Origin of the sequence: Mesorhizobium sp. M1E.F.Ca.ET.045.02.1.1 (assembly GCF_003952485.1) — a bacterium.
Classification (GTDB): domain Bacteria; phylum Pseudomonadota; class Alphaproteobacteria; order Rhizobiales; family Rhizobiaceae; genus Mesorhizobium.
Genome location: NZ_CP034447.1, coordinates 5651176 through 5674034, shown reverse-complemented (window position 1 = coordinate 5674034; position 22859 = coordinate 5651176). Strand labels below are relative to the sequence as shown.

Genomic DNA, 22859 nt, shown 5'->3' with positions numbered 1-22859 from the left:
GCAGTGATCCAATGTCGCTTTTATGATTTGGCGGGGTGGAAGGCAACCCCGATTTCGGATGCCGGCAAAAAGCGCTTCCGTTGGGGAAGGTCGCTCCATTTGCTACACGAAAAGGCTTGGTTAACCTTCTCTGGATACCAATTGTTAATCGAGTTGGCTGCCAGACAGGCCTTCTGCGAAACGACCCGGCGCAAGGCGCCAAACCGGGAGCGACGGACAAGAGATGGGACTGGCAGGCACCGCAGACAAGGGCCGTGGCGCCGCTGGGCATCTCCAACTCGTGACAAAGACGCTTTTCCTGCTGGCGGTCCTGCTTGGGCTGACCGCCTCCTCGCGGGCCGATGGGTTGCTTGGCGCGACCGGCTACAAGATGGCCGGCGACGCCACCAAGATGCGCATCGTCATGACCTTCGACCGCGAGCCGGATGTGAAATGGTTCCTGCTGCGCGGCCCCAACCGCCTTGTCGTCGATCTGCCGCGTACGCGATTCGCCCTCTACGCCAAGGATGTGAAGCCGCGCGGCCTGGTGCGCGCCGTTCGCTTCGGCGACCAGGGTAAGGGTTCGCGGCTGATCCTCACCGGCAAGGGGCCGTTCGCCGTCGACAAGCTCGACGTGCTGAAGAATGATGACGGCAACGGCTATCGCATCGCCATCGACATGTCGGCCGCGTCGGAACGGGAATTCGACGAAGCCCTCGCCAACCAGTCGCTGACGACCGGCTCGACCGTTTCCGCCGACAAGGGCGGCCGGGTCGGCACCGGGCCGATCTCGGCGCCCGGCCACCGCTTCACCGTGGTCGTCGACCCCGGCCACGGCGGCGTCGACGGCGGCGCGGAGAGCGCCTCAGGCACGGTCGAGAAGGATGTCACGCTCGCCTTCGCCACCGAATTGCGCGACAAGCTGGCCGCGGTCGGCAGATACGAAGTGTACATGACGCGGGAGAACGACGTTTACCTCACGCTTGACGACCGCGTGCGCATCGCCCGCCAGCACGAAGCCGATCTTCTGATCTCCATCCATGCCGACACGATTGCCGTCAAGGGCCTCCGCGGCGCCACCGTCTACACGCTCTCCGACAAGGCCTCCGATCCCGAAGCCCAGGCACTCGCCGATCGCGAAAACCTGTCCGACCAGTTCGCCGGCATGAAGATCGAGAACGACAACAAGGAGGTCACCGACATCCTGATCGACCTGATCCGCCGCGAGACGCACGGCTTCTCGATGAGCTTTGCCCACACGCTGGTCGGCCAGTTGTCGACCAGCGTCGGCCTGATCAACAATCCACAGCGTTCGGCGGGCTTCAAGGTGCTGAAGGCGCCCGACGTTCCCTCCGTATTGGTCGAGCTCGGCTATCTCTCCAACAGCAAGGACGAGGCGCAACTCCTCAGCGCCGACTGGCGTGGCAAGGCGGCGCAAAGCATAACCAATGCCGTTGCCCTGTTTGCCGCGGCGAAAGCCGGAACCGGGACCGGTGGTTGACGGGGCTGCTCCCGCCCGCAACCAAGAGTCGTCCTGCAACCACAAGCGGCGTTGCGCGACGACGACACGTAGCGTTATTATTCCGCGGAACGAGTCCTGAAATTTCGCGCTGCCGTATTTTGTCCACATGGTCGCGACATGGGTTTTCGTTGCGGATTGGGACCGCCCCGTGAAGCTTGCGCGACTGTCGGCTTCGTTTAGGAAAATCCCGAACCTCGGACTGGAGCGGGCATGATTCGTCTCATCGGCTATTTCTTCGGCATCGGCACGACGCTGGCGCTGCTGGTCGCTGCCGGCCTGGCCATCTACATCGGCCATCTGACGAAGGATCTGCCCGACTACGAAGTTCTGGCCAAATACGAGCCGCCGGTGACGACGCGCATCCATGCGTCGGACGGTTCGCTGATGGCCGAATACGCGCGCGAGCGGCGTCTCTATTTGCCGATCCAGGCGATCCCGGATCGCGTCAAGGCCGCCTTCATGTCGGCCGAGGACAAGAACTTCTACAACCACCCCGGCATCGACATCACCGGCCTTGGCCGCGCCATCATCGTCAATCTGCAGAATCTCGGCTCCGGCAGGCGCCAGGTCGGCGCCTCGACGATCACGCAGCAGGTGGCGAAGAACTTCCTGCTCACTTCAGACCAGACCTATGAGCGCAAGATCAAGGAGATGATCCTGGCCTTCCGCATCGAGCAGGCCTATTCGAAGGACCGCATCCTCGAACTCTATCTCAACGAGATATTCTTCGGCTTCGGCGCCTATGGCGTGGCGGGCGCGGCGCTCACCTATTTCGACAAGTCGGTCAACGAGCTGACCGTCGCCGAGGCCGCCTATCTCGCTTCGCTGCCCAAGGGCCCCAACAACTATCATCCCTTCAAGCATGCCGACCGCGCTCTGGAGCGCCGCAACTGGGTCATCGACCAGATGGTCGAGAACGGCTACGTCACCCGCGAGGAAGGCGACAAGGCCAAGGCCGAGCCGCTCGGCGTGAAGCCGCGCCGCAACGGCTCCTATCTGTTCGCGGGCGAGTTTTTCACCGAGGAGGTGCGCCGCCAGATCATCGCCCGCTACGGCGAGAACGCGCTCTATGAGGGCGGCCTGTCGGTGCGCACGACGCTCGATCCGAAGATCCAGTTGATCGCCCGCAAGGCGATGCAGAACGGGCTGCTGAAATACGACACGCTGCGCGGCTATCGCGGACCGGTGACCCATATCGATATTTCCGGCGATTGGGGCGTTCCGCTCGGCGCCGTCAAGGGCCTGGAGGACGTGCCGGAATGGACGCTCGCCGTCGTGCTCGACAGTTCCGCCGACGGATTGACTATCGGCATTCAGCCGGCGCGGCAGGTCTCCGGGGACCTCGTCAAGGACCGCGTTGAGGGAACTGTCGCCAAGGACGACATGGGCTTCGCCATGCGCCACTTCGTCAACGGCAAGTCCGTCAGGGCGAAATCTCCGGCGGAGGTGCTGGAGCCAGGCGATGTCATTTTCGTGCAGAAGAACGACGGCTCAGACAATACCTACAGCCTGCGCCAGGTGCCCGAAGTCGAAGGCGGCCTGGTCGCCATGGACCCGCATACCGGGCGCGTGCTGGCCATGGTCGGCGGCTTCTCCTACGCGCAGTCGGAGTTCAACCGCGCGACGCAGGCGATGCGCCAGCCGGGCTCCTCGTTCAAGCCGATCGTCTATTCGGCGGCGCTCGATAACGGCTACACGCCGGCCTCCGTGATCATGGACGGCCCGATCACGATCCAGAGCGGCAACACGACCTGGACGCCGAAGAACTATGACGGCACGGTCGCAGGCCCGGCCACGTTGCGCTCCGGCATCGAGAAGTCGCGCAACCTGATGACGGTGAGGCTCGCCAATGACATGGGTATGAAACTGGTGGTCGAATATGCCGAACGCTTCGGCGTCTACGACCATCTGGCGCCATATCTGCCGATGGCACTGGGCTCCGGCGAGACGACGGTCATGCGCATGGTGTCGGCCTATTCGATCATGGCCAATGGCGGCAAGTCGATCAAACCGTCGCTGATCGACCGCATCCAGGATCGCTACGGCAAGACCGTCTTCAAGCAGGATGAACGCGGCTGCCAAGGCTGCAACGCCAGCGAATGGAAGAACCAGTCCGAGCCGGAACTGGTCGACAATTCCGAGCAGGTGCTCGATCCGATGACCGCCTACCAGATCACCTCGATGATGGAAGGCGTCGTGCAGCGCGGCACGGGCGCCACCATCGCCGAGCTCGGCCGCCACATCGCCGGCAAGACCGGCACGACCAACGACGAGAAAGACGCCTGGTTCATCGGCTTCACGCCGAACCTCGTCGTCGGTCTCTACATGGGCTACGACACGCCGCGCGGCCTCGGCAAGGGCGCCACCGGTGGTGGTCTGGCTGCGCCGATCTTCAAGGATTTCATGCGCGTGGCATTGGACGGCACGCCGAATGTCGACTTCCAGGTTCCGGAAGGCATGAAGCTGATCGCCATCAACCGCAAGACCGGCATGCGTGCTGCAGAGGGCGATCCCAACACCATTATCGAGGCGTTCAAGCCCGGCACCGGCCCGGCCGACAGCTATTGGGTCATCGGCATGGGCGCCGACGGCTCCAACGGCTCCGGTGCCGGGTTGTCGCCGCAGGCCAATCAGGCCATCCAGGACGGCGGCGGCGGCCTCTACTAAGATTTCCCGATTTCGAAATGGGCCGGCAAAATACCGCCGGCCCATTTCGCTTTACAGGCGGCGGTGCCGTGCCTATGTATCGCGCCTATTCCGGACAAGAAGCAGAACAACAGGACAGAACCCAAAACCATGCGCGCGGAAACGCTCAACATTGTCGACGAGATCAGGCAGGCGATAACCCTGCTGAGGAGGCATCTTTGACTGGGATCAGGCCATCAAGCGGCTTGAATACCTGAACGTCCGCGCCGAGGATTCCAGCCTCTGGAATGATCCGATCGAAGCGCAGAAGCTGATGCGGGAACGCCAGGAACTCGAGGACGGCATCGCAGCCGTTAAAGGACTGACCCAGGCGCTCGAAGACAATATCGGCCTGATCGAGCTTGGCGAGGAAGAGGGCGACCAAAGCGTCGTCGCCGAAGCCGAAGCCGCATTGCGGTCGATGCAGGGCGAGGCCAAGGCCCGCCAGGTCGAGACGCTGCTGTCGGGCGAGGCCGACGCCAACGACACCTATCTCGAAATCCATGCCGGCGCCGGCGGCACCGAGAGCCAGGACTGGGCCTCGATGCTTTTGCGCATGTATACGCGCTGGGCCGAACGGCGCCGCTTCAAGGTCGAGGTACTGGAAGTCCATGAAGGCGAAGAGGCTGGCATCAAGTCCGCCACCGTGCTGATCAAGGGCCACAACGCCTATGGCTGGTTGAAGACGGAATCCGGCGTTCATCGCCTGGTGCGCATCTCGCCTTATGACAGCAATGCGCGCCGCCACACCTCCTTCGCGAGCGTCTGGGTCTATCCGGTCATCGACGACACGATCGAGATCAACGTCTCCGAATCCGACGTGCGCATCGACACCTATCGTTCCTCCGGTTCCGGCGGCCAGCACGTCAATACGACCGACTCGGCGGTTCGCATCACCCATCTCGCGACCGGCATCGCGGTTGCCTGCCAGGCCGAACGCTCGCAGCACAAGAACCGCGCCAAGGCGTGGGAGATGCTGCGCTCCCGGCTCTACGAAGAAGAGCTGAAGAAGCGCGAGGCCGTGGCGAACGCCACCGAGGCTTCGAAGAGCGATATCGGCTGGGGCCACCAGATCCGTTCCTACGTGCTGCAGCCCTATCAGCTGGTGAAGGATCTGCGCACCGGCGTCGAAAACACCAGCCCGTCAAGCGTGCTTGACGGCGACCTCGACGAGTTCATGGAAGCTTCGCTGTCGCATCGCATCGAGGGTGGCGCCGGCGAGGCGGTGGCTGATCTGGACTAAGGGTCCCTGCGCATCACTGCGACGGAGGAGACAGTGGTTCGAACACTTGCAGGAAAATGCTTCTGCGGCGCGGTCCGCTACGAGGTGGCCGATGAATTCGCCTACGCGGCCAATTGCCATTGCTCGAACTGCCGTCGTACCACCGGTTCCGCCTTCAAGCCTTTCGCCGGGATCGAGCGCCTCAAGTTTCGCCTGACCGCGGGTGACGACGGATTGCTGATCTATGGCGATGCCAGCGGCCACGACGCGCATTGCGGGCAATGCGGCTCGCTGCTCTATTCATTGGTGCGGGAGGGGGCCTACGTCCATATCGCCATGGGGACGTTGATGGACGATCCAAGCATTCGCCCGAATGCACACATCTTCGTCGGTTCCAAGGCGCCATGGTTCACGATTACGGACGACCTGCCGCAATATCGTGAACATGTCACCGGCTGACGGCCGGAACCTCCGTCAGCGGAATTTCGTTCTTAGGCACCCTGGTCGCCGGCTTCGTTAACCAAGTCGGCGCACCCTTTTCTGTGGCCGATGCTGAAGCCCCGGTGCGATCCGAGGGCGCGCCCACTTCTTGCGCCGGCCAAGGAATCAGCTCAGCATTTGGGCTGGGGGATAGAAGCATTTATGGCCGGACGCGGCATATCTGCGACTGACGATCCGGCCACTGGGAAGACACGTTCCGGGAACGGGCAAGCGGAAAAACGCTTGATGCTCGAAAGGAACGCTTCGATGCCTGCTGCCAAGTCAAGATCGGCCCGAGCCGTTCGCCCGGCCGGCCGACTCCTGTTTTCCCTGTTCGCCACGGTCGGGACGGTGATGCTGACCGCCACTGCCGTCGCGCACGACGCCAAACCCACGGCTGCGATGCCGCAGGGCTGGAGTTATCCATTCGCGTGCTGCGCGAACTATGATTGCCGCACGACCCACACAGGCGAAGTGCTGGAAAAGCCCGAGGGTTACGTGATAGCCGGCACGGGGGAGGTCGTTCCGATGACCGACAAGCGCGTCAAGGACTCGCCCGACGGCGAATTCCACTGGTGCGCGCATCAGGCGGGCCTCGATGCCGGCAAGACCATCTGTCTGTTCGTGCCGCCGCGGTCCTATTGAGCGACGAGACGTTCTGAGAGTTGCATTCCTGGGATGCGATGGCAGGCAAGCCTGCCGACAGCCGGTTGCCAGTAGCGTTTCTTTATGTTGCCTTGCCGCGGAGGGCGGCGGACAACGAAGAGGAATGCGTTCATGGTCATCAAGGGAAGCTGCCATTGCAAGGCGACGACATTCGAGGTTTCGCAAGCGCCGCAAACCGTGACGCAATGCACCTGCTCGTTCTGTTCCAAGCGCGGGTCGCTCTGGGCCTACTACGTCCCGTCGCAATTCAAGCTCACCAGCCCGCCTGAAAACGTATCCTTCTACCGCTGGGGCTCGAAAACCATCAAACATGGCTTCTGCGCCGTCTGCGGCTGCGGCACCTTCACCGAAACCCCCGACTGGTCGACCGGTGAGCCCGACTTCGACAACCCGAAAATCAGCGTCAACTCCCGCCTGTTCGACGATTTCGACCTGGACAAGGTCGAAGTGGTGGTGATCGACGGCAAGAACCTCTGGTAGAGCTTTGCCGTTCCGCTTTTTGCCGCATTTCATGTTACAAGGCGTGCGGAAGGGCTGATTTGGCGCGGCCGCAACGGTCGCGATTTGGAGAGGGACCATCTTATGAAGAAGACCGTGCTCGTCGTCGTGGCGACGGCTGTGCTCGTGAGCGCCTGCACCACCACCGATCCGTATACTGGCGACCAGAAGATTTCCAACACGGCGGCCGGTGCCGGCCTTGGCGCTCTGGCGGGTGCCAGCCTCGGTCTGCTGGCCGGCGGCAATGATCGTCGCAACGCGCTGATCGGCGCGGGTATCGGCGCGCTTGCCGGCGGCGCGATCGGCGCGACGATGGACCAGAACGAAGCTGAGCTCCGTCGTCAGTTGCAGGGCACCGGAGTGAGCGTCACCCGCAGCGGCGACCAGATCATCCTCAACATGCCGTCCGACATCACCTTCAACGTCGACCAGGACGCGGTGAAGCCCGGCTTCTATCCGGTGCTGAACTCGGTGGCGCTGGTGCTGAACAAGTTCCGCCAGACCACTGTCGACGTCTTCGGCCACACCGATTCGACCGGCGGCGACGAGCACAATTTCGACCTGTCGCAGCGTCGCGCGCTTGCTGTCGCCAACTATCTCTCCGGCCAGGGCGTCGATTCCCGCCGCTTCGCCGTCACCGGCTTCGGCAAGACGCGCCCGATCGCGTCCAACGCGACGGCTCAGGGCCGCGCTCAGAACCGGCGGGTCGAGATCCAGCTTTCGCCGCTCACCTGAGAAGAACCGCTTCCGGCGGATCAACTCCACCAAGCAAAACGGCCTCGGAAGAGGCCGTTTTTTATTTTTGCGGGACTCCAGGTTGGGTCAAAAGTCTTAGGCCATTAGCTTCCTCTAAATGATGCTTTTCCGGAGCTCGAGAAAGGACTAGCATCAATCCTGTTCCAGCGGGGATGAGGCGGCAACTGGCCGCGCGACAAGCATTTTTTCCGCCTCGGTCTTGCACGGCCAGATCAGAAATCTGGGAGGAATGCATGACAAGAACTGCTCGCCTTGGGCGCTGCGGCGTCCTCGTTTTGACTGGTCTCTTGGGCGCGTGGCTAGGCGCGGCCGCGGCTCAAGCCGAGGAGGCCAACAAGGCCGACATCGAAGCCTTGAAAAAATCGCTGGCCAAATATGAGGACTACACGGCCGCCATCCGCGACCTCTATCTATCGACCGAAGGCTGCGTCTACTACAGCGGCGAGAAGATACCGGGCACGATGGACTATCCGAAAGGCGCCATGGGCGTCCATTTCGTCAACGTCCCGAGCGTTGGCAAGCCACTAGACCCGATGAAACCCAACGTCCTGATCTACGAGCCGACGAAGAAAGGCTTGAAACTGGTCGGCGTGGAATGGCTGGTGCCGCTGACACCGGACGTCAAGGAAGCACCGAGCCTGTTTGGCCAGAAATTCATGGGACCGATGGAGGGGCACTATCCGCTGATCCCGAAGGAGTTCGTCCACTACGACCTGCATGCCTGGCTGTTCAGGGATAATCCGAACGGCATGTTCGCCCCGACGAACCCGAACGTGAAATGCACCAAGGCCGAGTTCCCGATGCTGGAGAAGCCGACCAAGATGATGCCAGGTCCGATGTAAGGCACTGCCTTTGGCTGAATTGCTTCAGGCGAAGCGACAGCAAAAAAGAAACGGCCCCGCTCAGGGGCCGTTTTCATTCCGGGCTATGCTGGTATCGACTTCAGACCTTCGCGACGATCCGCATGAAGGCCGGCACGTCGTCGCCGAAGCCGACGGTTGCATCGTCTTCTTCCTGGCGATGGCGGGCAGGGCGGTCGCGTTGCGCACGGGCGTCGCCGCGCTGCTCGTGACGATTGCCCGAGCCTTTGCGCTCGTTCTCTGAGCGGATCGCGTCCTTGCGGGCGCGGCGCTCGGCGATATCGGCCACTTCGGCGACGGGCTGCTCTTCGCGCGCGGTGTCGGGCGTCTCTTCACGCTTGGCGTGACGGTCCTTCTTGCGCTCGCCCCGGTCCTTGCGGTCCTCATCCTTGCGGCCGGCGCGCCGCGGCGCGCCGCGGCCACGGCGCGGCGAATCCTCGCCTTCGCTCTCGGTAACCGTCGACAGGTCGCCGTCATGCCATTCGATCTTGGTGCCGATCAGCCTTTCGATGGCATCGACATATTTGGTGTCGGAGCGGGTTGCGATGGTGAAGGACTTGCCGGAACGGCCGGCGCGGCCGGTGCGGCCGATGCGGTGGACATAGTCCTCTGCATGGATCGGCACGTCGTAATTGAAGACATGGCTGACGTCCGGAATATCGAGGCCGCGCGCGGCGACGTCCGAGGCGACGAGATAGCGCAGCTTGCCGTCGCGGAAATTGGCGAGCATCTGCATGCGCGCGCGCTGGTCCATATCGCCATGCAATGCGCCGGCATCGAAATCATGTTTCAGCAGCGAGCGGAAAAGCTCCGACACCTCGACCTTGCGGTTGCAGAAGATGATGGCGTTCTTCAGCCCGTCGCTCTCGGCCTTCATCAGGTTGCGCAGCGTCTCGCGCTTTTCCCACGGCTTGGAGCCTGACTTCACCAGGCGCTGCGTGATGCTGGTCGCGGTGGAGGCGGCCCTGGAAACCTCGACGCGCACCGGCGCGTGCAGGAACTTTTCGGTGAGCTTGGTGATCTCCGGCGGCATGGTCGCCGAGAAGAACAGCGTCTGGCGCGTGAACGGGATCATCTCGCATATGCGCTCGATGTCGGGGATGAAGCCCATGTCGAGCATGCGGTCGGCCTCGTCGATGACGAGGATCTCGACGCCGTTGAGCAGGAGCTTGCCGCGCTCGCGGTGGTCGAGCAGGCGGCCGGGCGTCGCGATCAGCACGTCTGCGCCGCGCTCCAGCTTCTTGTCCTGCTCGTCGAAGGAGACGCCGCCGATCAGGAGCGCGATGTTGAGCTTGTGGTTCTTGCCGTATTTGATGAAGTTCTCTTCGACCTGCGCCGCCAGTTCGCGCGTCGGCTCGAGGATCAGCGTGCGCGGCATGCGGGCGCGGGCGCGGCCTTTTTCCAGCCGGGTCAGCATCGGCAGCACGAAGGAAGCGGTCTTGCCGGTTCCGGTCTGGGCGATGCCCAGCACATCCTTGCCAAGCAGCGCATGCGGAATGGCGCCGGCCTGGATCGGGGTCGGCTTGGTGTAGCCGGCGTCGGTGACTGCGGAGAGGACCTTCGGCGACAGGCCTAGGTCCGTGAATGTCAACGCTTCTTGAGCGGTCGTGGTGTCTGAGGACAAGTGTTTGTTGTCTTTGGCTGGTTCAGGAAAATCGCAACACGTGTTGCGGCAGGCGCCGCGCGCCTGCAAGATCGGGCTTGCAGTTAGGCGCAAGTCCGCGATTTGTCAACAGAAACGGCCGGGATTCCGGCGATTGTGAAGACGTAACCTTAATCGCGATGCTTAAACGAGGTCTTGTCCTTGCGCCGGCTCAATAGCGGAACTGCTCGGCAAGAATACGCTCGTTCCACGAATGATTGGGATCGAACAGCAACGTCGCCGTGGCGGTCGGCGATTCCCGGACCGTGACCGAGGCAATCGCCTTGACCTCGGTGTGGTCGGCGGCGGCGTTTACCGGGCGCTTTTCCGATTCCAAGATGTCGAAGCGCACGGTCGCCTTGTTGGAAAGCAGTGCGCCGCGCCAGCGCCGCGGCCGGAACGGGCTGACCGGTGTCAGCGCCAGAAGCGGCGCGTCGAGCGGCAGGATCGGTCCGTGCGCCGACAGGTTGTAGGCGGTGGAGCCTGCCGGCGTGGCAATCATCACGCCGTCGCAGTTCAACTCCTCCAGCCGCACCTGCTCGTCCACGGTGATGCGGATCTTTGCCGTCTGATAGGACTGGCGCCAAAGCGCCACTTCGTTGATCGCCAAAGCCGAAACGGGTTCTCCGTCACGCGTGACCGCAACCATTTCCAGCGGGCGGATCGTTTCGGGCACCGCGCGCGAAATGCGCTCCTCGAGGCCGCCGGCGCGATATTCGTTCATCAGGAAGCCGATGGTGCCACGGTTCATGCCGTAGACCTTCTTGCCGCTGCTCATCGTGTCGCGCAGCGTCTGCAGCAGGAAGCCATCGCCGCCGAGCGCGACAATGATATCGGCCTCGGCGACGGGTATCTGCCCATAGCGCGCAGACAGGCTCTGCAGCGCCGCGCGGGCGTCACCAGTGTCCGAAGAGACGAAGGCGAAACGGCTGGTTTCTTTGCTCATGGATCCCGAACGGCGACCGCGACCGCCTGCTGGCCGCGGGCGACGGCGTAGCATGCGCCGCCCTCATCTGCAAAGGGCGGCATGCCATGCCGTGCGAACGGAAGGACGGCCCTCGCGCTTCGTGACAGGCGTGCAATGAATGTGATGGCTGAGATGGTTAAGACCGAGCTTAAACACTCGTAAAGCCGGATCAGCCATGTTAGCCGGCAGTGGATGGGTTGGCGGGGGCTGGCCAGTCGAGAGACCTGTCTATTGCCGGTAACGCGCCTGATCATAGTCTTCCTGATGATGGGAAGTTTCGCGCTGATGTTCGCCGAACTGGTGCGCCAATCGGAAGAGATGAGCCTGCGGCCGCAGCCTGCGGCCTCCCGCTGCGGCGATGCCGCCGGGACGCCCTGCCCGCAAAGGGCGCTTTAACCCAGCATCACAAAATCGGGTCTGATCGTTCACCTGCTCTGCTTCAGGTGGCAGCCGGCCTTGCGCTTGTGCGCCAGATACTCATCGATAAGTTGCCGATAGCGCACCTTGCCGAAGCTCGGAAAATGGCCGCCATGGACGACCGAGACATCGAGGTCGCGCATGGCGAGCAGCGTCTCGACATAGTCCTCGATATCGGAGTGATAGACGTCGTCGATCAGCGGCCCCTCATAGACGATGTCGCCGGACAAGAGGATGCCGGTCTTCTTCTCGTTGAGCGCGATACCGCCGGGCGAATGTCCAGGCGTGTGGATGACCTCGAAGGCGCGGTCGCCGAGATCGACGACATCGCCATGCTCAAGCAGCCGGCCGGCTGGGGCGGGCAGGATATGGTAGCGCGCCGTGTCCCAGCCTTCCGGCGCACCATCGAACATCTCTTCGTTGGCGTAGCGGTCGGCGACGGTCGATTCGTTGCGCGGGTCGGCGAGGATTGCCGCTTCGGCGGAATGCACGCAGCGATCCGGAAATTCGTGATGGCAGCCGATGTGGTCGAAATGCGTGTGACTGGCGACGCAGACGAGCTTGCGCTCGCTCACCAGCGGCACATGCCGTCTCAGACTGAAATGGCCGAGGCCTGTATCGAACAGCAGATCGCGGTCTCGCCCGCGCACATGCCACATGTTGCAGCGAAAGAATGGTTTTATCCATGGCTCGTGGATGAGCGTGACGCCGTCGCCCATGCGGATGGTCTCGTACCAGTCCGGAGCCTCGATGACCGGAAGCATGCTCATTCTTCAGTCCGCCAGCAGGATGATGTCTTGAGCGTTGCACGAAACCGCGATCGTGTCGCCTGCCCGGACGGTGGCCGATGCCGGAGCCTTGGCGATGAATTGCAATGCAGGATCCCGCGTCGAGGCGGCCAGCACGCGCTTGAAGCTGCCCTGGAAGACGACGTCGCTGACCTTGGCTGTGCCCAGCGCGACATCGGCTTTCGTCTCGCCGAGGACGAGGTGCTCGGGCCGGATGGCTAGAGCAACGCCGGCGCCGGCAGGTGAGGCGCCGGGCAGCGAGATCGGCCCAGCCGAGGTCGAGGCCGTGACGATCCCGTTCTTCGCCTCGGTCACGGTTCCTGCAAGGATGGTGCTCTCGCCCATAAAGGTGGCCGAGAAGCGCGTCTTCGGCCGCGCATAGACCCGCTCCGGCGCGCCTTCGTCCTCAATGCGGCCGTCATTCATCACCACGCAATGGTCGGCGAGCGCCATCGCTTCCTCCTGGTCGTGGGTGACATGGACGAAGGCGGTGCCGACGCGCTTCTGGATGGCCTTCAGCTCGTCCTGCATCTGCCGGCGCAGTTTGAGATCCAGCGCGCCGAGCGGCTCGTCGAGCAGAAGCACGGCCGGTTCGATGACCAGCGCGCGGGCCAGCGCCACGCGCTGCCGCTGGCCGCCGGACAATTGATGCGGCTTCTTGTCGAAGGCGGCCGCCAGCCCGACGAGAGCCAGCGCTTCGCGCGCCTTGGCCGCCCGCGTCGCGCCGTCGACGCCCTGCATGCGCAGCCCGAAGCCGACATTGCCGCCGACGCTCATATGCGGAAACAGCGCATAGTCCTGGAACACCGTCGTCGTCGGGCGCTTGGCGGGCGGCACGGACGTGCAGTCCTCGCCGCGGATGAACACCTTGCCCTCGCTGGGTGTCACGAAGCCGCCGAGGATGGAAAGCAGCGTCGTCTTGCCGGAGCCGGACGGCCCGAGCAGGATGGTGTAGCTGCCGGGCTCGATGGCAAGAGAGACGTTCTTCAGCACCGGAAGCTGGCCGAAGCGATGCGAGACGTTGCGGATGTCGACGAGGGGCGCGCTCATGCCGGCTTTCTTCGCAGCAGGGTCAATTCGAAAAACACCACCAGGACGATGGAGACGGCAAAGACCAGCGAGCCGACGGCATTGGTCTTGGGATTGAGGCCGGAGCGCAAGAGGTTCCAGATCTCGACGGGGAGCGTCGTCTCGAAACGGGTGAGCAGGAAGGAGATGACGAACTCGTCCCAGGAGAAGGTCATCGACAGGAAGAAGCCGGCGAAGATCGCCGGCGCCATCACGGGCACCGTGATCATGAGCAGCACCTTCCATTCGGCCGCACCCAGGTCGCGTGCGGCGCGCTCGATGTTGATCTGATGATCGCCCATCTGGCTGTAGATGATGGCAAAGCAAAGCGGCAGGTTGATCACCACATGGCCGATGCCGGCGGCTAAAAGCGATTTCGGCACGCCGGCCCAGTTGAACAGCACCAGCAGCCCCATGCCGATGATGAGATAGCTGACGGTGAGCGGCAACGTGATCAGCCCGCGTAAGATGGCCGAGCCCGGCAGCACGAAGCGCGCGAACCCCCAGGCGGAGAGGAAGCCGAGCGTGACGGAGGTGAGCGAGGACAGCACCGCCACCAGCAGCGAATTGACCAGCGCCGAGGTGAGCCGCGTATCGGACAGCACCGCTTGGTACCAGCGCAGCGACGGGCCGGTGAAGGGCGGGATCGGGAACGAGGTCGCCTGCAGCGAAAACAGCACCAGCACCACCACCGGCAGGAAGATGAAGCCGTAGATGGCGACGGCATAGAGCCAGGCGGCGATGCGGACGGCGGCGCGCATCGTCAGGCCCGCTCGATCTTCAGCCAGCGGGCGCAGGCGAGATAGGCGACGGTGACCACCGCCATCAGGATGATCGACAGCGCCGAAGCCAGCGGGAAATCGCCGCGGCGGCCGATCTGCATCATCACCAGTTGCGGCATGACCAGCTCGTTGTTGCCGCCGAGGATCTGCGGCGTGATGTAGTCGCCGATGCAGAGCACGAAGGTGAGGAAGGCGCCGACCATGATGCCGGGCAGGGTGAGCGGCAGCACGACATGCAGGAATGTGCGCACCGGCCCTGCGCCGAGATCGGCCGCCGCCTTGCGGTAGCTCGGGCTAAGCTGCTTGAGATTGGCGAAGATCGTCAGCGTCAGCAGCATGACGAAGAAATGCACGAAGCCGGTGACGGTGGCGAAGCGCGTATTGGCAAGCTGCAGCGGCTCGGCGATCAGGCCGATGCCGGTCAGCGCCCGGTTGATGACGCCGTTTTGCGCCAGCACCAGCAGCCAGGAATAGGAACGCACGACGTAAGACGTCCAGAACGGCAGCACGGCCAGCATCAGCGCCAGCCGCTGCCAGCGCTCCGGCACTTGTTCCGCGAGGATCCAGGCGAAGGGATAGGCGAGCAGGATCGAGATCACGGTGACGATCGCCGTCACCTCCAGCGAGTTCACCATCGCCCGCCAGTAAGACGGATCGGTGAAGAACTGGCTGTAATTGGCTAAAGTCAGCCCACCGCCTTCATGCGCCGTGAGGCTGGAAAGCCCCATGGCGATGAAGGGCAGTACGAAGAAGGCAAGCGTCCACGCCAGCGCCGGCGTGACCAGCGCCCAGGGCAGGGCACGCGAGTTGCTTCCGGAAATGCTCATCGGCCGATTTACTGCGCCTGCAGCATTTCGGTCCACATATCCTGCATCTTCTTGTCGAGGTCGGCGTTGGGCGCCGAATAGGCCTGGGCCCGTGCCAGGAAGCCCGGCTGCTCGTCGAAGCGCAGGGTCTTCTTCTGCTCGTCGCTCAGCGCCGCCTTGGTGTTCGCCGGCATGCCCCAGTAGCAGGACGAGGTGGCAAGCCGCGCCTGGCCCTCCGGGCTCATGATGTATTGGATGAACTTCAGCGCCATGTCCTTGTTCTTGGAATCCTTGAACATGGCCAGCGACTGCGACCAGAGCACCGCGCCTTCCTTCGGGATCGAGAAGTCGAGCGCCGGGTTTTCCTTGGCAAGACCGGCCGTCACCCACTCGCCGCCGCCGACAAGGATGTCGACCTCGCCGGTGGCCAAAGCGGTTTGGCTGGCGGTGACTTCGCCGACCAGCTTGGCGTTGGCTTTCATCTTGAGGAGCTCGGCCTTGAGGGCGGGAAGGTCGGCCTCGGTGAGATCGGCCGTCTTCTTGCCGATGGCCAAAGCCGCCATGCCGATCACCGGCAGATAATAGTCGTATATCGCGATCTTGCCCTTGTATTTGTCGCCGGTGAGCGACGCCAGCGACTGCATGTCGGCCGGATCGACCTTGGTCTTGTTGAAACCGATCGTGTTGTAGCCGAACTTTTCGGTGATGCCGTAGCGCTTGCCGTTGACGACGGTGGACTTGTCCATCTTCACTTCCGCGAAGAGGTCGGCGAAGGGCAATTTGTCTTCGGGCAACGGCTCGAACAGGCCTTTTTCGACGCCGCGCGGAACGTCGATGGAATCGATCACCATCACGTCCCAGTCGCCGGGCTGCGACTGCTCGACGATGGCGAGACCGGCGCCGGTGCCCTCGAATTCCTTGACGTTGACCTTGACGTTGTTGGCCTCCTCGAAGGGCTGCAGCAGCGCCGGATCGGAGTGATCGCACCAGATCAGCGCGTTGAGATCGGCGGCCCGAGCGCCGCCCGCTGCGATGAGCAGCGCCGCGGCCGCGCAAGCGGCTCCGAGACGGGACTTCAGGGTGGAAAGCGGATTCCGGGCATTGGCGGTCATCGAGTGTTCTCCCTGCCTTGCTGGCTTCTTACGGAAAAGTTGAACCAATTCTAAAATTGAGTCAATTATGATTTTGTGGCAGAGAGGCCGATATGAGCGGATTGCGCGAACGACAGAAGGCGGACCGGCACCGTCGCATCATCGATGCGGCCACCTCGCTGTTTCGCGAAGCCGGCTATGAAGGCGCCAAGATCGAGGCGATCGCCGCGCAGGCCGAGGTCTCGATCGGCACCATCTACAATTACTACCAGAACAAGGGCGACATCCTCGGCGCCATCGTGTCGATGGAGGTCAACGAGGTGCTCAATGCCGGGCGAGGCGTGGTCGCCAGCCCGCCCGCCAATGTCGGCGACGCGCTCGACACGCTGATCGGCATCTATATCGAGCACTCGCTGAATTATCTGAGCAAGGAGATGTGGCGGCAGGCAATGGCGATCTCGACGCAATTGCCCGACAGCCCGTTCGGCCAGGCCTATACCGCGCTGGACCGTGAGTTGACCGAGCAGATCCGGGCGTTGATCGCGCGGCTGCAGGAGATCGGCCTGGTGCGGTCAGACATCGACGGCCCGGCGGTGGGCGAGCTGATCTTCAACAACATGAACATGATGTTCATCGAGTTCGTGAAGAGAGATGAGGCGAAGATACCGGACCTGCGCGCGGCGATTCGAAGGCAGAACAGGATCTTGGTGGCGGCGATTGGGATGTGAGACGATCGAGGCGAGGGCCGGAGCATCCCCTAACGGTTGATCAGCCATAGGATCGCCGAGAGCACGACGCTGATCAGTATTCCGGTGGTGATGGGAACGTAGAGTCTGAAGTTCTCACGCTCGATCACGATGTCACCGGGCAACCTGCCAAGGCCGATCCGGGTCACCCAGGGCCACAGCAGGCCTATGGCGACCATGCTGAGACCAATGACGATCAGTGTTCGCGACATGGCAGCATCCAGTCGGAATAGCATCTTGCCGGAAATATAGGGCGACGGGTCTTGCCGGCAGCGCCAGGTTCGAAGCCTGCTCTGGTTTCGGCTATCGGACGACTTTCGTCACTTGGACCGCGAAGGCGGCGCTTTACTCCCCGAGATTGCCTCTTGAGTTGAAATTGAGATCTGCTACAACCTAGAAGGGCATCTTGAGGGAGGGGTTGGATGCAATTTTCCATCTGGCATTGGGCAATCGTTCTGCTGCTGGTCGGTGTGCCTGTTTTCTTTGCCGTCCGCTCGGCGGCCAAGCCGTCGCAGAATCCAGGCGACTTAGTGGGATTTGGAGGCTGGTTGATGCTGCTGGCAATCGGCCAGACCTTGGCGCCGTTCCGCACGCTGGCCGAGCTGTTTTCCTCGAGTGAGGGTTACCGGCAGCTCATGACGTTACCTAATGGCCCTTTGGCCGTCTGTGGCGAAATCGTGCTGTTGCTGGGGTTTACACTGCTGCAATTGGTTGTTCTCGTCGCAATGCTACGGCGGAGCCCTCGTTTCAAACAGCTATTCCTGTACCAGTGGATCGCGATCCCATTTGTGTTCGCGCTCGACGCTGTTTGGACCTCAACGATTCTAGGCGCACCAATCAGCCAGGTTCTCGCGGGAGATGCGCTGGCAGCACCTATCGCCGGATTTGTTCTGACCGGGATCTGGGTTGCCTATGTGTTCAAGTCGGTGAGGGTAAGGAATACGTTCGGTGGAACAGCCGCCGGCGAAGTTGCAACAGCCTCGTAGCAAGGTCGCTTTGGTCCGTTCGCACGTCTAGCGACCTTCGGGTGGCCTGCCATCCGAAGCTCGAAGAGCGAAGGATGGTGCCCCCGGCAGGGATCGAACCCGCGACCTTCGGTTTACAAAACCGCTGCTCTACCAGCTGAGCTACAAGGGCACGGGGCTCCGGTAGCACATTTCGTGCGCCAGTAAAGACAAAACTCCGTTTTGGGTTGCTGATGGATGCCGTGGCTTAGCCGGCGTGCTGAAATGCGCCGCGCCGCTTCCTACATCTTCGTCAGGTGCAATCGCATCGAACGGGGTGCCGCATGATCAGATTTGTCATCATCCTGCCGCTCATCGTGGTGACCTGGCTTCTCCTGGTGAAGGCCATCAGCGATCTGAAGAAAGCCAATATCGACTGGACCGGCGTCGCCACCATCGTCGGGTTCATCGTGCTGGCGTTCTGGCTGCGCCATATCACGGGGATGGGGTGAAAAGAGTGAGTAGGCAGTAGTGAGTAGGCAGTAGTGAGTAGGGGGCTCGGCCGGCGCTGATGCTGACTACACATGCTACTGACTACTCACCAATCCCTACTCACTAGAAGGCGCGAGCCTTGAAAGACCGGCCGCTTCCGGTTTCGCGAAAAAATCTGAAAAAAATCCTCGAACCTTTTTCCGGGTCGCCGCGACAGACGGTCAAGAGGCGGATGGATCGCCTCGGTCACGAAACCAAGGAGATCATCATGTTCAAGCGCACGCTCGTTTCCACCCTCATCGCCACCACCGTTGCTGCCGGCACTCTGGCAGGCACCGTCCAGCCCTCGGCCGCCTCTGACCATCATCACCGCCGCGAGCTCGGCATCGGCATCGCCGCCGGCGTCGGCGGTTTCGTCCTCGGCAGCCTGCTTGCCCAGCAGCAGCCGCAGCCGGTCTATGTCGACGAATACGGCGGTGGTTCTTGGCATGTCCGCCGCTGCCTGGCCCGCTACGCCAGCTACGATCCGGGCTCGGACACCTATATCGGCTACGACGGCTACCCGCACTATTGCCGCCTCTGAGAGCAATTCCAGGAAAAGTGTGCAGCGGTTTTCCGTCCGGAATTGCGTAAAAACAAGAGGAGGGGAACCGTCTCGGTAACCGGAAGAGGGGCCTTCGCGGCCCCTTTTTCGTTTGTTTGATCGCTCAAGATTTCTTGGGCTCGATCGGCAATCCGGCCAGGCGGCAGGCGTCGCCGACATTCGGTGTTTCATCGCCCAGCGCGACGAGTTCGAAGGTGTTTCCGGCATCCGGGTAAACCTTGGCAAGGAAAGGTTCGTCGTTGGAAGGGGTCTTGTCTTCGACGGAGCCGCACACCACGATCTCGTGGCGACCGTTCAACGCGCGTTCGCCAGCGAGCATCGTTCCGAACCTGGCGGAGATTGGGTTTTTCAGCCGCTGGCGGATGCCGGTCGTGATGATCTCTTCCAGGGCCAGCGAGATCGGGATGGGCGAGACCGCAATGGGATCGACGTGCTGGCCGCCGGCATCCGGTCGAGGTGTCGCCGCCACGCATCCGCAAAGTGAAGCGGCGAGCAAAAGCTGAAGCGTTTTCCGCATCCATGCCCTTTCGCATGCCTTCAAACGCCGCGGCAAGACGGTCAAGTCCCAAGCAGCCGACGGTGTACAGCGATTTTGCGAGCGTTTAATCTATCCCTCGACCGCCAATCGAGGGGAGGGTGGCTTGGACGAGCAGGACCCGAAAGAAGATCTGGTCGAACCGGTTTTCCGCAACGGCACCGTCACCATCGTCGGCATCCTGCTGGCCTTTTCGCTGGGCTTCATCACCCATTGGGCGGCCAACCCGATTCCATGGCAGACCTATCATCTGGTTGCCGTCGTGCCGATCCTGGTCGGCATTGCCCTGCAGATGCGGGCGCTCGCCATCCTGCTCGACATCAAATCCCTGCAGCGCATCATTCATGACCGCGCCAGCCGGATATTCATCGCCGGCCTCATCTTCACAGCCAGCGGCGTCGGACTGGCCATCCTGCTCGATTTCTTCGACATAGCGGCCAAGAGCGCGCTGCCGGGCGTATGACCGCGAGAAATCGCGGAGCGATTTTCTCTTGATCAATCGGCTCTTGCGCCGCCGATCATCTTCGTCACCTCGGCCGCGGCCTCGCGCACCAGCGGGCCGATCTCGGCAAGGCGCTCAGGCGTCACCCTAACGGTTGGGCCGGACACCGAAACGCCGCCGATCGGCTCGCCGAACTCATTGAAAATGGCGGCGGCCACACAGCGCATGCCGGGATGGCGTTCCTCGTCGTCGACCGACCAGCCGCGATGCTTGATGGTCGCCAGATCGTGGGCCAGCGCCGAGATGTCGGAGAGCGTCTTGTCGGTGTAGCGCTGCAGGCCTGCCTTGCGCAGGATGGCGGCGACCCGCTCGGGCTCGAGATGCGCCAGCACCGCCTTGCCGATGCCCGAAGCATGGAAGGAACTGCGCGTGCCCGGCCGGAAGAAGGCGCGGATCGCCTGATGCGTCTCGACCTGGCTGACGAAGACCACGCAATCGTCCTCGGCAACGCCGAGATTGGCCGTCTCGCCGGTTTTCTCCATCAATTCCTGCATGACGACGCGGGCGCGGTCGACCAGTTTCCTGCGGCGCAGGAAGGCAGCGCCCATGCGATAGGTCTCGACGCCGATCGACCAAAGCTGGTCGGTCGTGTCGAATTCGACCATGCCGTGGTTCTCCAGCGTCGTCAGCATGCGGTAGGCGGTGGAGGCGGCAATCCCGCTGCGCGCCGCGATCTCGCTCAAGGACAGCCCGCTGGCGTCGGCGACGATCGCCAGGATGCGCAGCGCCCGGTCGAGCGACTGCACGGACGTCGCCTCGGACGGACCATTGAAAGCGCGCGGCCGCCCGCGCTGGCGCTTTTCGCTTGTTTCCATACGCCTATTCTGGCCGATTTCCGACCGAACGCAATGAAAAAGTATTTCACGAATTTCCGAAAGTGATTTTCTGGAAAACAGAAAGGGTAGCGAAATCAGATGGTAAGAGAGGTTTTCTAGAAATGAAAAAATATTCTGAAAAAATTGAAAAATAGAGAGCGCGCTGGCATTCTCAGGCCAGTAAACAAATTCTCGGAGGCTTGAAATGGCCAGGATGCGCGCTGTCGACGCCGCGGTTCTCGTTCTTGAAAAGGAAGGCATCACCAATGCCTTCGGCGTGCCGGGCGCGGCGATCAACCCGCTTTATTCGGCGCTGAAGGCGCGCGGCACCATCCGCCATGTGCTCGCGCGCCATGTCGAGGGTGCCTCGCACATGGCCGAAGGTTTTACGCGGGCCAAGGCCGGCAATATCGGGCTCTGCATCGGCACCTCAGGGCCGGCCGGCACCGACATGATCACCGGGCTCTATTCGGCCTCGGCGGATTCCATTCCAATCTTGTGCATAACTGGCCAAGCTCCCCGCGCGCGCCTCAACAAGGAGGATTTCCAGGCCGTCGACATCGCGGCGATCGCAGCGCCCGTCGCCAAATGGGCGGTCACGGTCATGGAACCCTATCTGGTGCCGATGGCGCTGCAGAAGGCGTTCCACCTGATGCGCTCCTCGCGGCCGGGCCCGGTGCTGATCGACCTGCCGGTCGACGTGCAGCTCGCAGAGATCGAATTCGACATCGACGCCTACGAGCCGCTCGCTCCGTTCAAGCCGGCGATGACGCGCGCCCAGGCCGAGAAGGCGCTGGCGATGCTCAACCAGGCGGAAAAGCCGCTGATCGTCGCCGGCGGCGGCATCGTCAACGCCGATGCTTCCGACTTGCTGATCGAGTTCGCCGAAGTCACCGGCGTGCCGGTCATCCCGACGCTGATGGGTTGGGGTTCGATCCCCGACGACCACCGGCTGATGGCCGGCATGTGCGGCCTGCAGACCTCGCATCGCTACGGCAACGCGACGATGCTTGAAGCCGATTTCGTCTTCGGCATCGGCAACCGCTGGGCCAACCGCCACACCGGCTCGGTCGACGTCTACACCAAGGGCAAGAAATTCGTCCATGTCGACATCGAGCCCACTCAAATAGGCCGCGTCTTCGCGCCGGACCTCGGCATCGTCTCGGATGCGGGCGCGGCGCTGAAGATGCTGCTCGATGTCGCCACCGAATGGCGGATGGCCGGCAAGCTGCGCGACTGGTCGGGCTGGGCCAAGGAATGCCAGCAGCGCAAGAAGACGATGAAGCGCAAGACGCATTTCGAGCAGGTGCCGCTGAAGCCGCAGCGCGTCTATGAAGAGATGAACAAGGCTTTTGCCCGCGACACCACCTATGTCACCACGATCGGCCTTTCGCAGATCGCCGGCGCGCAGTTCCTGCATGTCTATAAGCCGCGCAACTGGATCAATTGCGGCCAGGCCGGCCCGCTCGGCTGGACGCTGCCGGCCGCACTCGGCGTGCGCGCCGCCGATCCGGATCGGAATATCGTGGCGCTTTCCGGCGACTACGACTTCCAATTCATGATCGAGGAACTGGCGGTCGGCGCGCAGCACAAGCTGCCTTACATCCATGTCGTCGTGAACAACGCCTATCTCGGCCTGATCCGCCAGGCGCAGCGCGGCTTCTCGATGGATTACGAGGTGAGCCTCGCCTTCGAGAACGTCAACCGCGCCGACGATCCCGAGGCCGGCTACGGTGTCGACCATGTCGCCGTCGCCGAGGCGATGGGCTGCAAGGCTGTCCGCGTGCGCAAGCCGGAAGAGTTCGCGGGCGCGTTCAAGGAGGCTGAGCGGCTGATGAAGGAGCATCAGGTTCCGGTCGTTCTCGAATTCATCCTCGAGCGCGTCACCAACATTTCCATGGGCACGGAAATCGACAAGATCACCGAATTCGAGGAGCTTGCCGAGAGCCACGAGGATGCCCCCACGGCCATTGTGATGCTGGACTAGGGCAT

25 protein-coding genes and 1 tRNA gene are annotated in these 22859 nt (G+C 62.6%); 15 read left to right on the top strand and 11 right to left on the bottom strand.

The annotated features are described in order from the left end of the window. Positions 1 to 223 precede the first annotated feature (223 nt). The 8 genes from EJ070_RS27430 to EJ070_RS27395 all read left to right on the top strand — a co-directional run bounded on the left by EJ070_RS27430 (position 224) and on the right by EJ070_RS27395 (position 8650). Positions 224 to 1480, top strand: a complete 1257-nt coding sequence (locus tag EJ070_RS27430) for an N-acetylmuramoyl-L-alanine amidase (RefSeq protein ID WP_126094155.1) — start codon at positions 224 to 226, stop codon at positions 1478 to 1480. A gap of 231 nt (positions 1481 to 1711) precedes the next feature. Then, complete coding sequence (locus EJ070_RS27425; RefSeq protein ID WP_126094154.1) at positions 1712 to 4168, top strand: penicillin-binding protein 1A; 2457 nt, start codon at positions 1712 to 1714, stop codon at positions 4166 to 4168. A gap of 129 nt (positions 4169 to 4297) precedes the next feature. Then, positions 4298 to 5429 (top strand): peptide chain release factor 2 gene (gene prfB / locus EJ070_RS27420; protein ID WP_126094153.1). Its coding sequence is split into 2 segments (ribosomal slippage): positions 4298 to 4363 and positions 4365 to 5429, totalling 1131 coding nucleotides; the frame shifts between segments, so codons are not numbered across the junction. Positions 5430 to 5462: 33 nt separating this feature from the next. Further along, complete coding sequence (locus EJ070_RS27415; RefSeq protein ID WP_126094152.1) at positions 5463 to 5867, top strand: GFA family protein; 405 nt, start codon at positions 5463 to 5465, stop codon at positions 5865 to 5867. A gap of 288 nt (positions 5868 to 6155) precedes the next feature. Next, complete coding sequence (locus EJ070_RS27410; RefSeq protein ID WP_126094151.1) at positions 6156 to 6533, top strand: hypothetical protein; 378 nt, start codon at positions 6156 to 6158, stop codon at positions 6531 to 6533. Positions 6534 to 6665: 132 nt separating this feature from the next. Next, positions 6666 to 7034: a GFA family protein gene (locus EJ070_RS27405; protein WP_126094150.1), complete on the top strand. Its 369-nt coding sequence runs from the start codon at positions 6666 to 6668 to the stop codon at positions 7032 to 7034. A 102-nt stretch (positions 7035 to 7136) separates the two neighbouring features. Next, positions 7137 to 7787 carry an OmpA family protein gene (locus EJ070_RS27400; protein WP_126094149.1) on the top strand — a complete coding sequence of 217 codons (651 nt, stop codon included), beginning with the start codon at positions 7137 to 7139 and terminating at the stop codon, positions 7785 to 7787. 254 nt (positions 7788 to 8041) lie between these two features. Next, a complete protein-coding gene (locus tag EJ070_RS27395) occupies positions 8042 to 8650 on the top strand; it encodes a hypothetical protein (RefSeq protein WP_126094148.1) in 609 nt (202 codons plus the stop codon). A 100-nt stretch (positions 8651 to 8750) separates the two neighbouring features. Here the strand turns inward: EJ070_RS27395 and EJ070_RS27390 are convergent, their stop codons facing one another. Next, positions 8751 to 10292 (bottom strand): DEAD/DEAH box helicase, encoded by a 1542-nt coding sequence (locus EJ070_RS27390; protein ID WP_189350091.1) that lies wholly within the window; start codon positions 10290 to 10292, stop codon positions 8751 to 8753. Between the two features lie 190 nt (positions 10293 to 10482). Continuing rightward, on the bottom strand, positions 10483 to 11256 hold the full coding sequence (locus tag EJ070_RS27385) for an NAD kinase (RefSeq protein ID WP_126094146.1): 774 nt from the start codon (positions 11254 to 11256) through the stop codon (positions 10483 to 10485). Positions 11257 to 11508: 252 nt separating this feature from the next. Between EJ070_RS27385 and EJ070_RS27380 the strand changes: the two genes are divergently transcribed. Next, positions 11509 to 11673 (top strand): hypothetical protein, encoded by a 165-nt coding sequence (locus tag EJ070_RS27380; protein ID WP_245464688.1) that lies wholly within the window; start codon positions 11509 to 11511, stop codon positions 11671 to 11673. Between the two features lie 29 nt (positions 11674 to 11702). Here the strand turns inward: EJ070_RS27380 and EJ070_RS27375 are convergent, their stop codons facing one another. Genes EJ070_RS27375 through EJ070_RS27355 form a run of 5 tightly spaced genes read right to left on the bottom strand, consistent with a single transcriptional unit; the run spans position 11703 to position 16250 of the window. Continuing rightward, positions 11703 to 12464: an MBL fold metallo-hydrolase gene (locus EJ070_RS27375; RefSeq protein ID WP_126094144.1), complete on the bottom strand. Its 762-nt coding sequence runs from the start codon at positions 12462 to 12464 to the stop codon at positions 11703 to 11705. 3 nt (positions 12465 to 12467) lie between these two features. Beyond that, on the bottom strand, positions 12468 to 13532 hold the full coding sequence (locus tag EJ070_RS27370) for an ABC transporter ATP-binding protein (RefSeq protein WP_126094143.1): 1065 nt from the start codon (positions 13530 to 13532) through the stop codon (positions 12468 to 12470). Then, positions 13529 to 14311: an ABC transporter permease gene (locus EJ070_RS27365; RefSeq protein ID WP_126094142.1), complete on the bottom strand. Its 783-nt coding sequence runs from the start codon at positions 14309 to 14311 to the stop codon at positions 13529 to 13531. The genes EJ070_RS27370 and EJ070_RS27365 overlap by 4 nt, the downstream gene beginning before the upstream one ends. A 2-nt stretch (positions 14312 to 14313) precedes the next feature. Then, entirely contained in the window at positions 14314 to 15159 is an 846-nt protein-coding gene (locus tag EJ070_RS27360; RefSeq protein ID WP_126094141.1) for an ABC transporter permease, read from the bottom strand. 8 nt (positions 15160 to 15167) lie between these two features. After that, complete coding sequence (locus EJ070_RS27355; protein WP_126094140.1) at positions 15168 to 16250, bottom strand: spermidine/putrescine ABC transporter substrate-binding protein; 1083 nt, start codon at positions 16248 to 16250, stop codon at positions 15168 to 15170. Positions 16251 to 16342: 92 nt separating this feature from the next. Between EJ070_RS27355 and EJ070_RS27350 the strand changes: the two genes are divergently transcribed. Continuing rightward, the gene (locus EJ070_RS27350) at positions 16343 to 16957 is read left to right on the top strand and encodes a TetR/AcrR family transcriptional regulator (protein ID WP_126094139.1); all 615 of its coding nucleotides are present in this window, start codon (positions 16343 to 16345) and stop codon (positions 16955 to 16957) included. A 29-nt stretch (positions 16958 to 16986) separates the two neighbouring features. On the opposite strand, the gene EJ070_RS27345 is transcribed toward EJ070_RS27350, so the two are convergent. Then, entirely contained in the window at positions 16987 to 17187 is a 201-nt protein-coding gene (locus tag EJ070_RS27345) for a DUF2905 domain-containing protein (RefSeq protein ID WP_126094138.1), read from the bottom strand. Between the two features lie 210 nt (positions 17188 to 17397). Between EJ070_RS27345 and EJ070_RS27340 the strand changes: the two genes are divergently transcribed. After that, entirely contained in the window at positions 17398 to 17961 is a 564-nt protein-coding gene (locus tag EJ070_RS27340; protein WP_126094137.1) for a DUF2569 family protein, read from the top strand. A 75-nt stretch (positions 17962 to 18036) separates the two neighbouring features. Here the strand turns inward: EJ070_RS27340 and EJ070_RS27335 are convergent. After that, positions 18037 to 18112: transfer RNA gene (locus tag EJ070_RS27335), tRNA-Thr, on the bottom strand. 151 nt (positions 18113 to 18263) lie between these two features. On the opposite strand from EJ070_RS27335, the gene EJ070_RS27330 reads away from it, so the two are divergent. Both EJ070_RS27330 and EJ070_RS27325 read left to right on the top strand, forming a co-directional pair. Further along, positions 18264 to 18431 (top strand): hypothetical protein, encoded by a 168-nt coding sequence (locus EJ070_RS27330; protein ID WP_126094136.1) that lies wholly within the window; start codon positions 18264 to 18266, stop codon positions 18429 to 18431. A gap of 248 nt (positions 18432 to 18679) precedes the next feature. After that, entirely contained in the window at positions 18680 to 18994 is a 315-nt protein-coding gene (locus EJ070_RS27325; protein WP_126094135.1) for a BA14K family protein, read from the top strand. A 124-nt stretch (positions 18995 to 19118) separates the two neighbouring features. Here EJ070_RS27325 and EJ070_RS27320 read toward each other — a convergent pair whose 3' ends face one another. After that, positions 19119 to 19577 carry a hypothetical protein gene (locus EJ070_RS27320; protein WP_245464687.1) on the bottom strand — a complete coding sequence of 153 codons (459 nt, stop codon included), beginning with the start codon at positions 19575 to 19577 and terminating at the stop codon, positions 19119 to 19121. A 79-nt stretch (positions 19578 to 19656) separates the two neighbouring features. Between EJ070_RS27320 and EJ070_RS27315 the strand changes: the two genes are divergently transcribed. Continuing rightward, positions 19657 to 20013 carry a hypothetical protein gene (locus EJ070_RS27315; protein ID WP_126094134.1) on the top strand — a complete coding sequence of 119 codons (357 nt, stop codon included), beginning with the start codon at positions 19657 to 19659 and terminating at the stop codon, positions 20011 to 20013. A 32-nt stretch (positions 20014 to 20045) separates the two neighbouring features. Here the strand turns inward: EJ070_RS27315 and bhcR are convergent, their stop codons facing one another. Continuing rightward, a complete protein-coding gene (gene bhcR / locus EJ070_RS27310) occupies positions 20046 to 20867 on the bottom strand; it encodes an HTH-type transcriptional regulator BhcR (RefSeq protein ID WP_126094133.1) in 822 nt (273 codons plus the stop codon). A gap of 205 nt (positions 20868 to 21072) precedes the next feature. Between bhcR and gcl the strand changes: the two genes are divergently transcribed. Further along, complete coding sequence (gene gcl, locus EJ070_RS27305) at positions 21073 to 22854, top strand: glyoxylate carboligase (RefSeq protein ID WP_126094132.1); 1782 nt, start codon at positions 21073 to 21075, stop codon at positions 22852 to 22854. Positions 22855 to 22859 lie beyond the last annotated feature (5 nt).

What these genes read in the sequence shown, in the direction of transcription:
- EJ070_RS27365 (WP_126094142.1), bottom strand. Translation starts at nt 14,311, where the DNA reads ATGCGCGCCGCCGTCCGCATCGCCGCCTGGCTCTATGCCGTCGCCATC.
- EJ070_RS27385 (WP_126094146.1), bottom strand. Translation starts at nt 11,256, where the DNA reads ATGAGCAAAGAAACCAGCCGTTTCGCCTTCGTCTCTTCGGACACTGGT.
- EJ070_RS27360 (WP_126094141.1), bottom strand. Translation starts at nt 15,159, where the DNA reads ATGAGCATTTCCGGAAGCAACTCGCGTGCCCTGCCCTGGGCGCTGGTC.
- gcl (WP_126094132.1), top strand. Translation starts at nt 21,073, where the DNA reads ATGGCCAGGATGCGCGCTGTCGACGCCGCGGTTCTCGTTCTTGAAAAG.
- EJ070_RS27375 (WP_126094144.1), bottom strand. Translation starts at nt 12,464, where the DNA reads ATGAGCATGCTTCCGGTCATCGAGGCTCCGGACTGGTACGAGACCATC.
- bhcR (WP_126094133.1), bottom strand. Translation starts at nt 20,867, where the DNA reads ATGGAAACAAGCGAAAAGCGCCAGCGCGGGCGGCCGCGCGCTTTCAAT.
- EJ070_RS27405 (WP_126094150.1), top strand. Translation starts at nt 6,666, where the DNA reads ATGGTCATCAAGGGAAGCTGCCATTGCAAGGCGACGACATTCGAGGTT.
- EJ070_RS27330 (WP_126094136.1), top strand. Translation starts at nt 18,264, where the DNA reads ATGATCAGATTTGTCATCATCCTGCCGCTCATCGTGGTGACCTGGCTT.
- EJ070_RS27425 (WP_126094154.1), top strand. Translation starts at nt 1,712, where the DNA reads ATGATTCGTCTCATCGGCTATTTCTTCGGCATCGGCACGACGCTGGCG.
- EJ070_RS27410 (WP_126094151.1), top strand. Translation starts at nt 6,156, where the DNA reads ATGCCTGCTGCCAAGTCAAGATCGGCCCGAGCCGTTCGCCCGGCCGGC.
- EJ070_RS27345 (WP_126094138.1), bottom strand. Translation starts at nt 17,187, where the DNA reads ATGTCGCGAACACTGATCGTCATTGGTCTCAGCATGGTCGCCATAGGC.
- EJ070_RS27355 (WP_126094140.1), bottom strand. Translation starts at nt 16,250, where the DNA reads ATGACCGCCAATGCCCGGAATCCGCTTTCCACCCTGAAGTCCCGTCTC.
- EJ070_RS27400 (WP_126094149.1), top strand. Translation starts at nt 7,137, where the DNA reads ATGAAGAAGACCGTGCTCGTCGTCGTGGCGACGGCTGTGCTCGTGAGC.
- EJ070_RS27430 (WP_126094155.1), top strand. Translation starts at nt 224, where the DNA reads ATGGGACTGGCAGGCACCGCAGACAAGGGCCGTGGCGCCGCTGGGCAT.
- EJ070_RS27370 (WP_126094143.1), bottom strand. Translation starts at nt 13,532, where the DNA reads ATGAGCGCGCCCCTCGTCGACATCCGCAACGTCTCGCATCGCTTCGGC.
- EJ070_RS27325 (WP_126094135.1), top strand. Translation starts at nt 18,680, where the DNA reads ATGTTCAAGCGCACGCTCGTTTCCACCCTCATCGCCACCACCGTTGCT.
- EJ070_RS27350 (WP_126094139.1), top strand. Translation starts at nt 16,343, where the DNA reads ATGAGCGGATTGCGCGAACGACAGAAGGCGGACCGGCACCGTCGCATC.
- EJ070_RS27340 (WP_126094137.1), top strand. Translation starts at nt 17,398, where the DNA reads ATGCAATTTTCCATCTGGCATTGGGCAATCGTTCTGCTGCTGGTCGGT.
- EJ070_RS27395 (WP_126094148.1), top strand. Translation starts at nt 8,042, where the DNA reads ATGACAAGAACTGCTCGCCTTGGGCGCTGCGGCGTCCTCGTTTTGACT.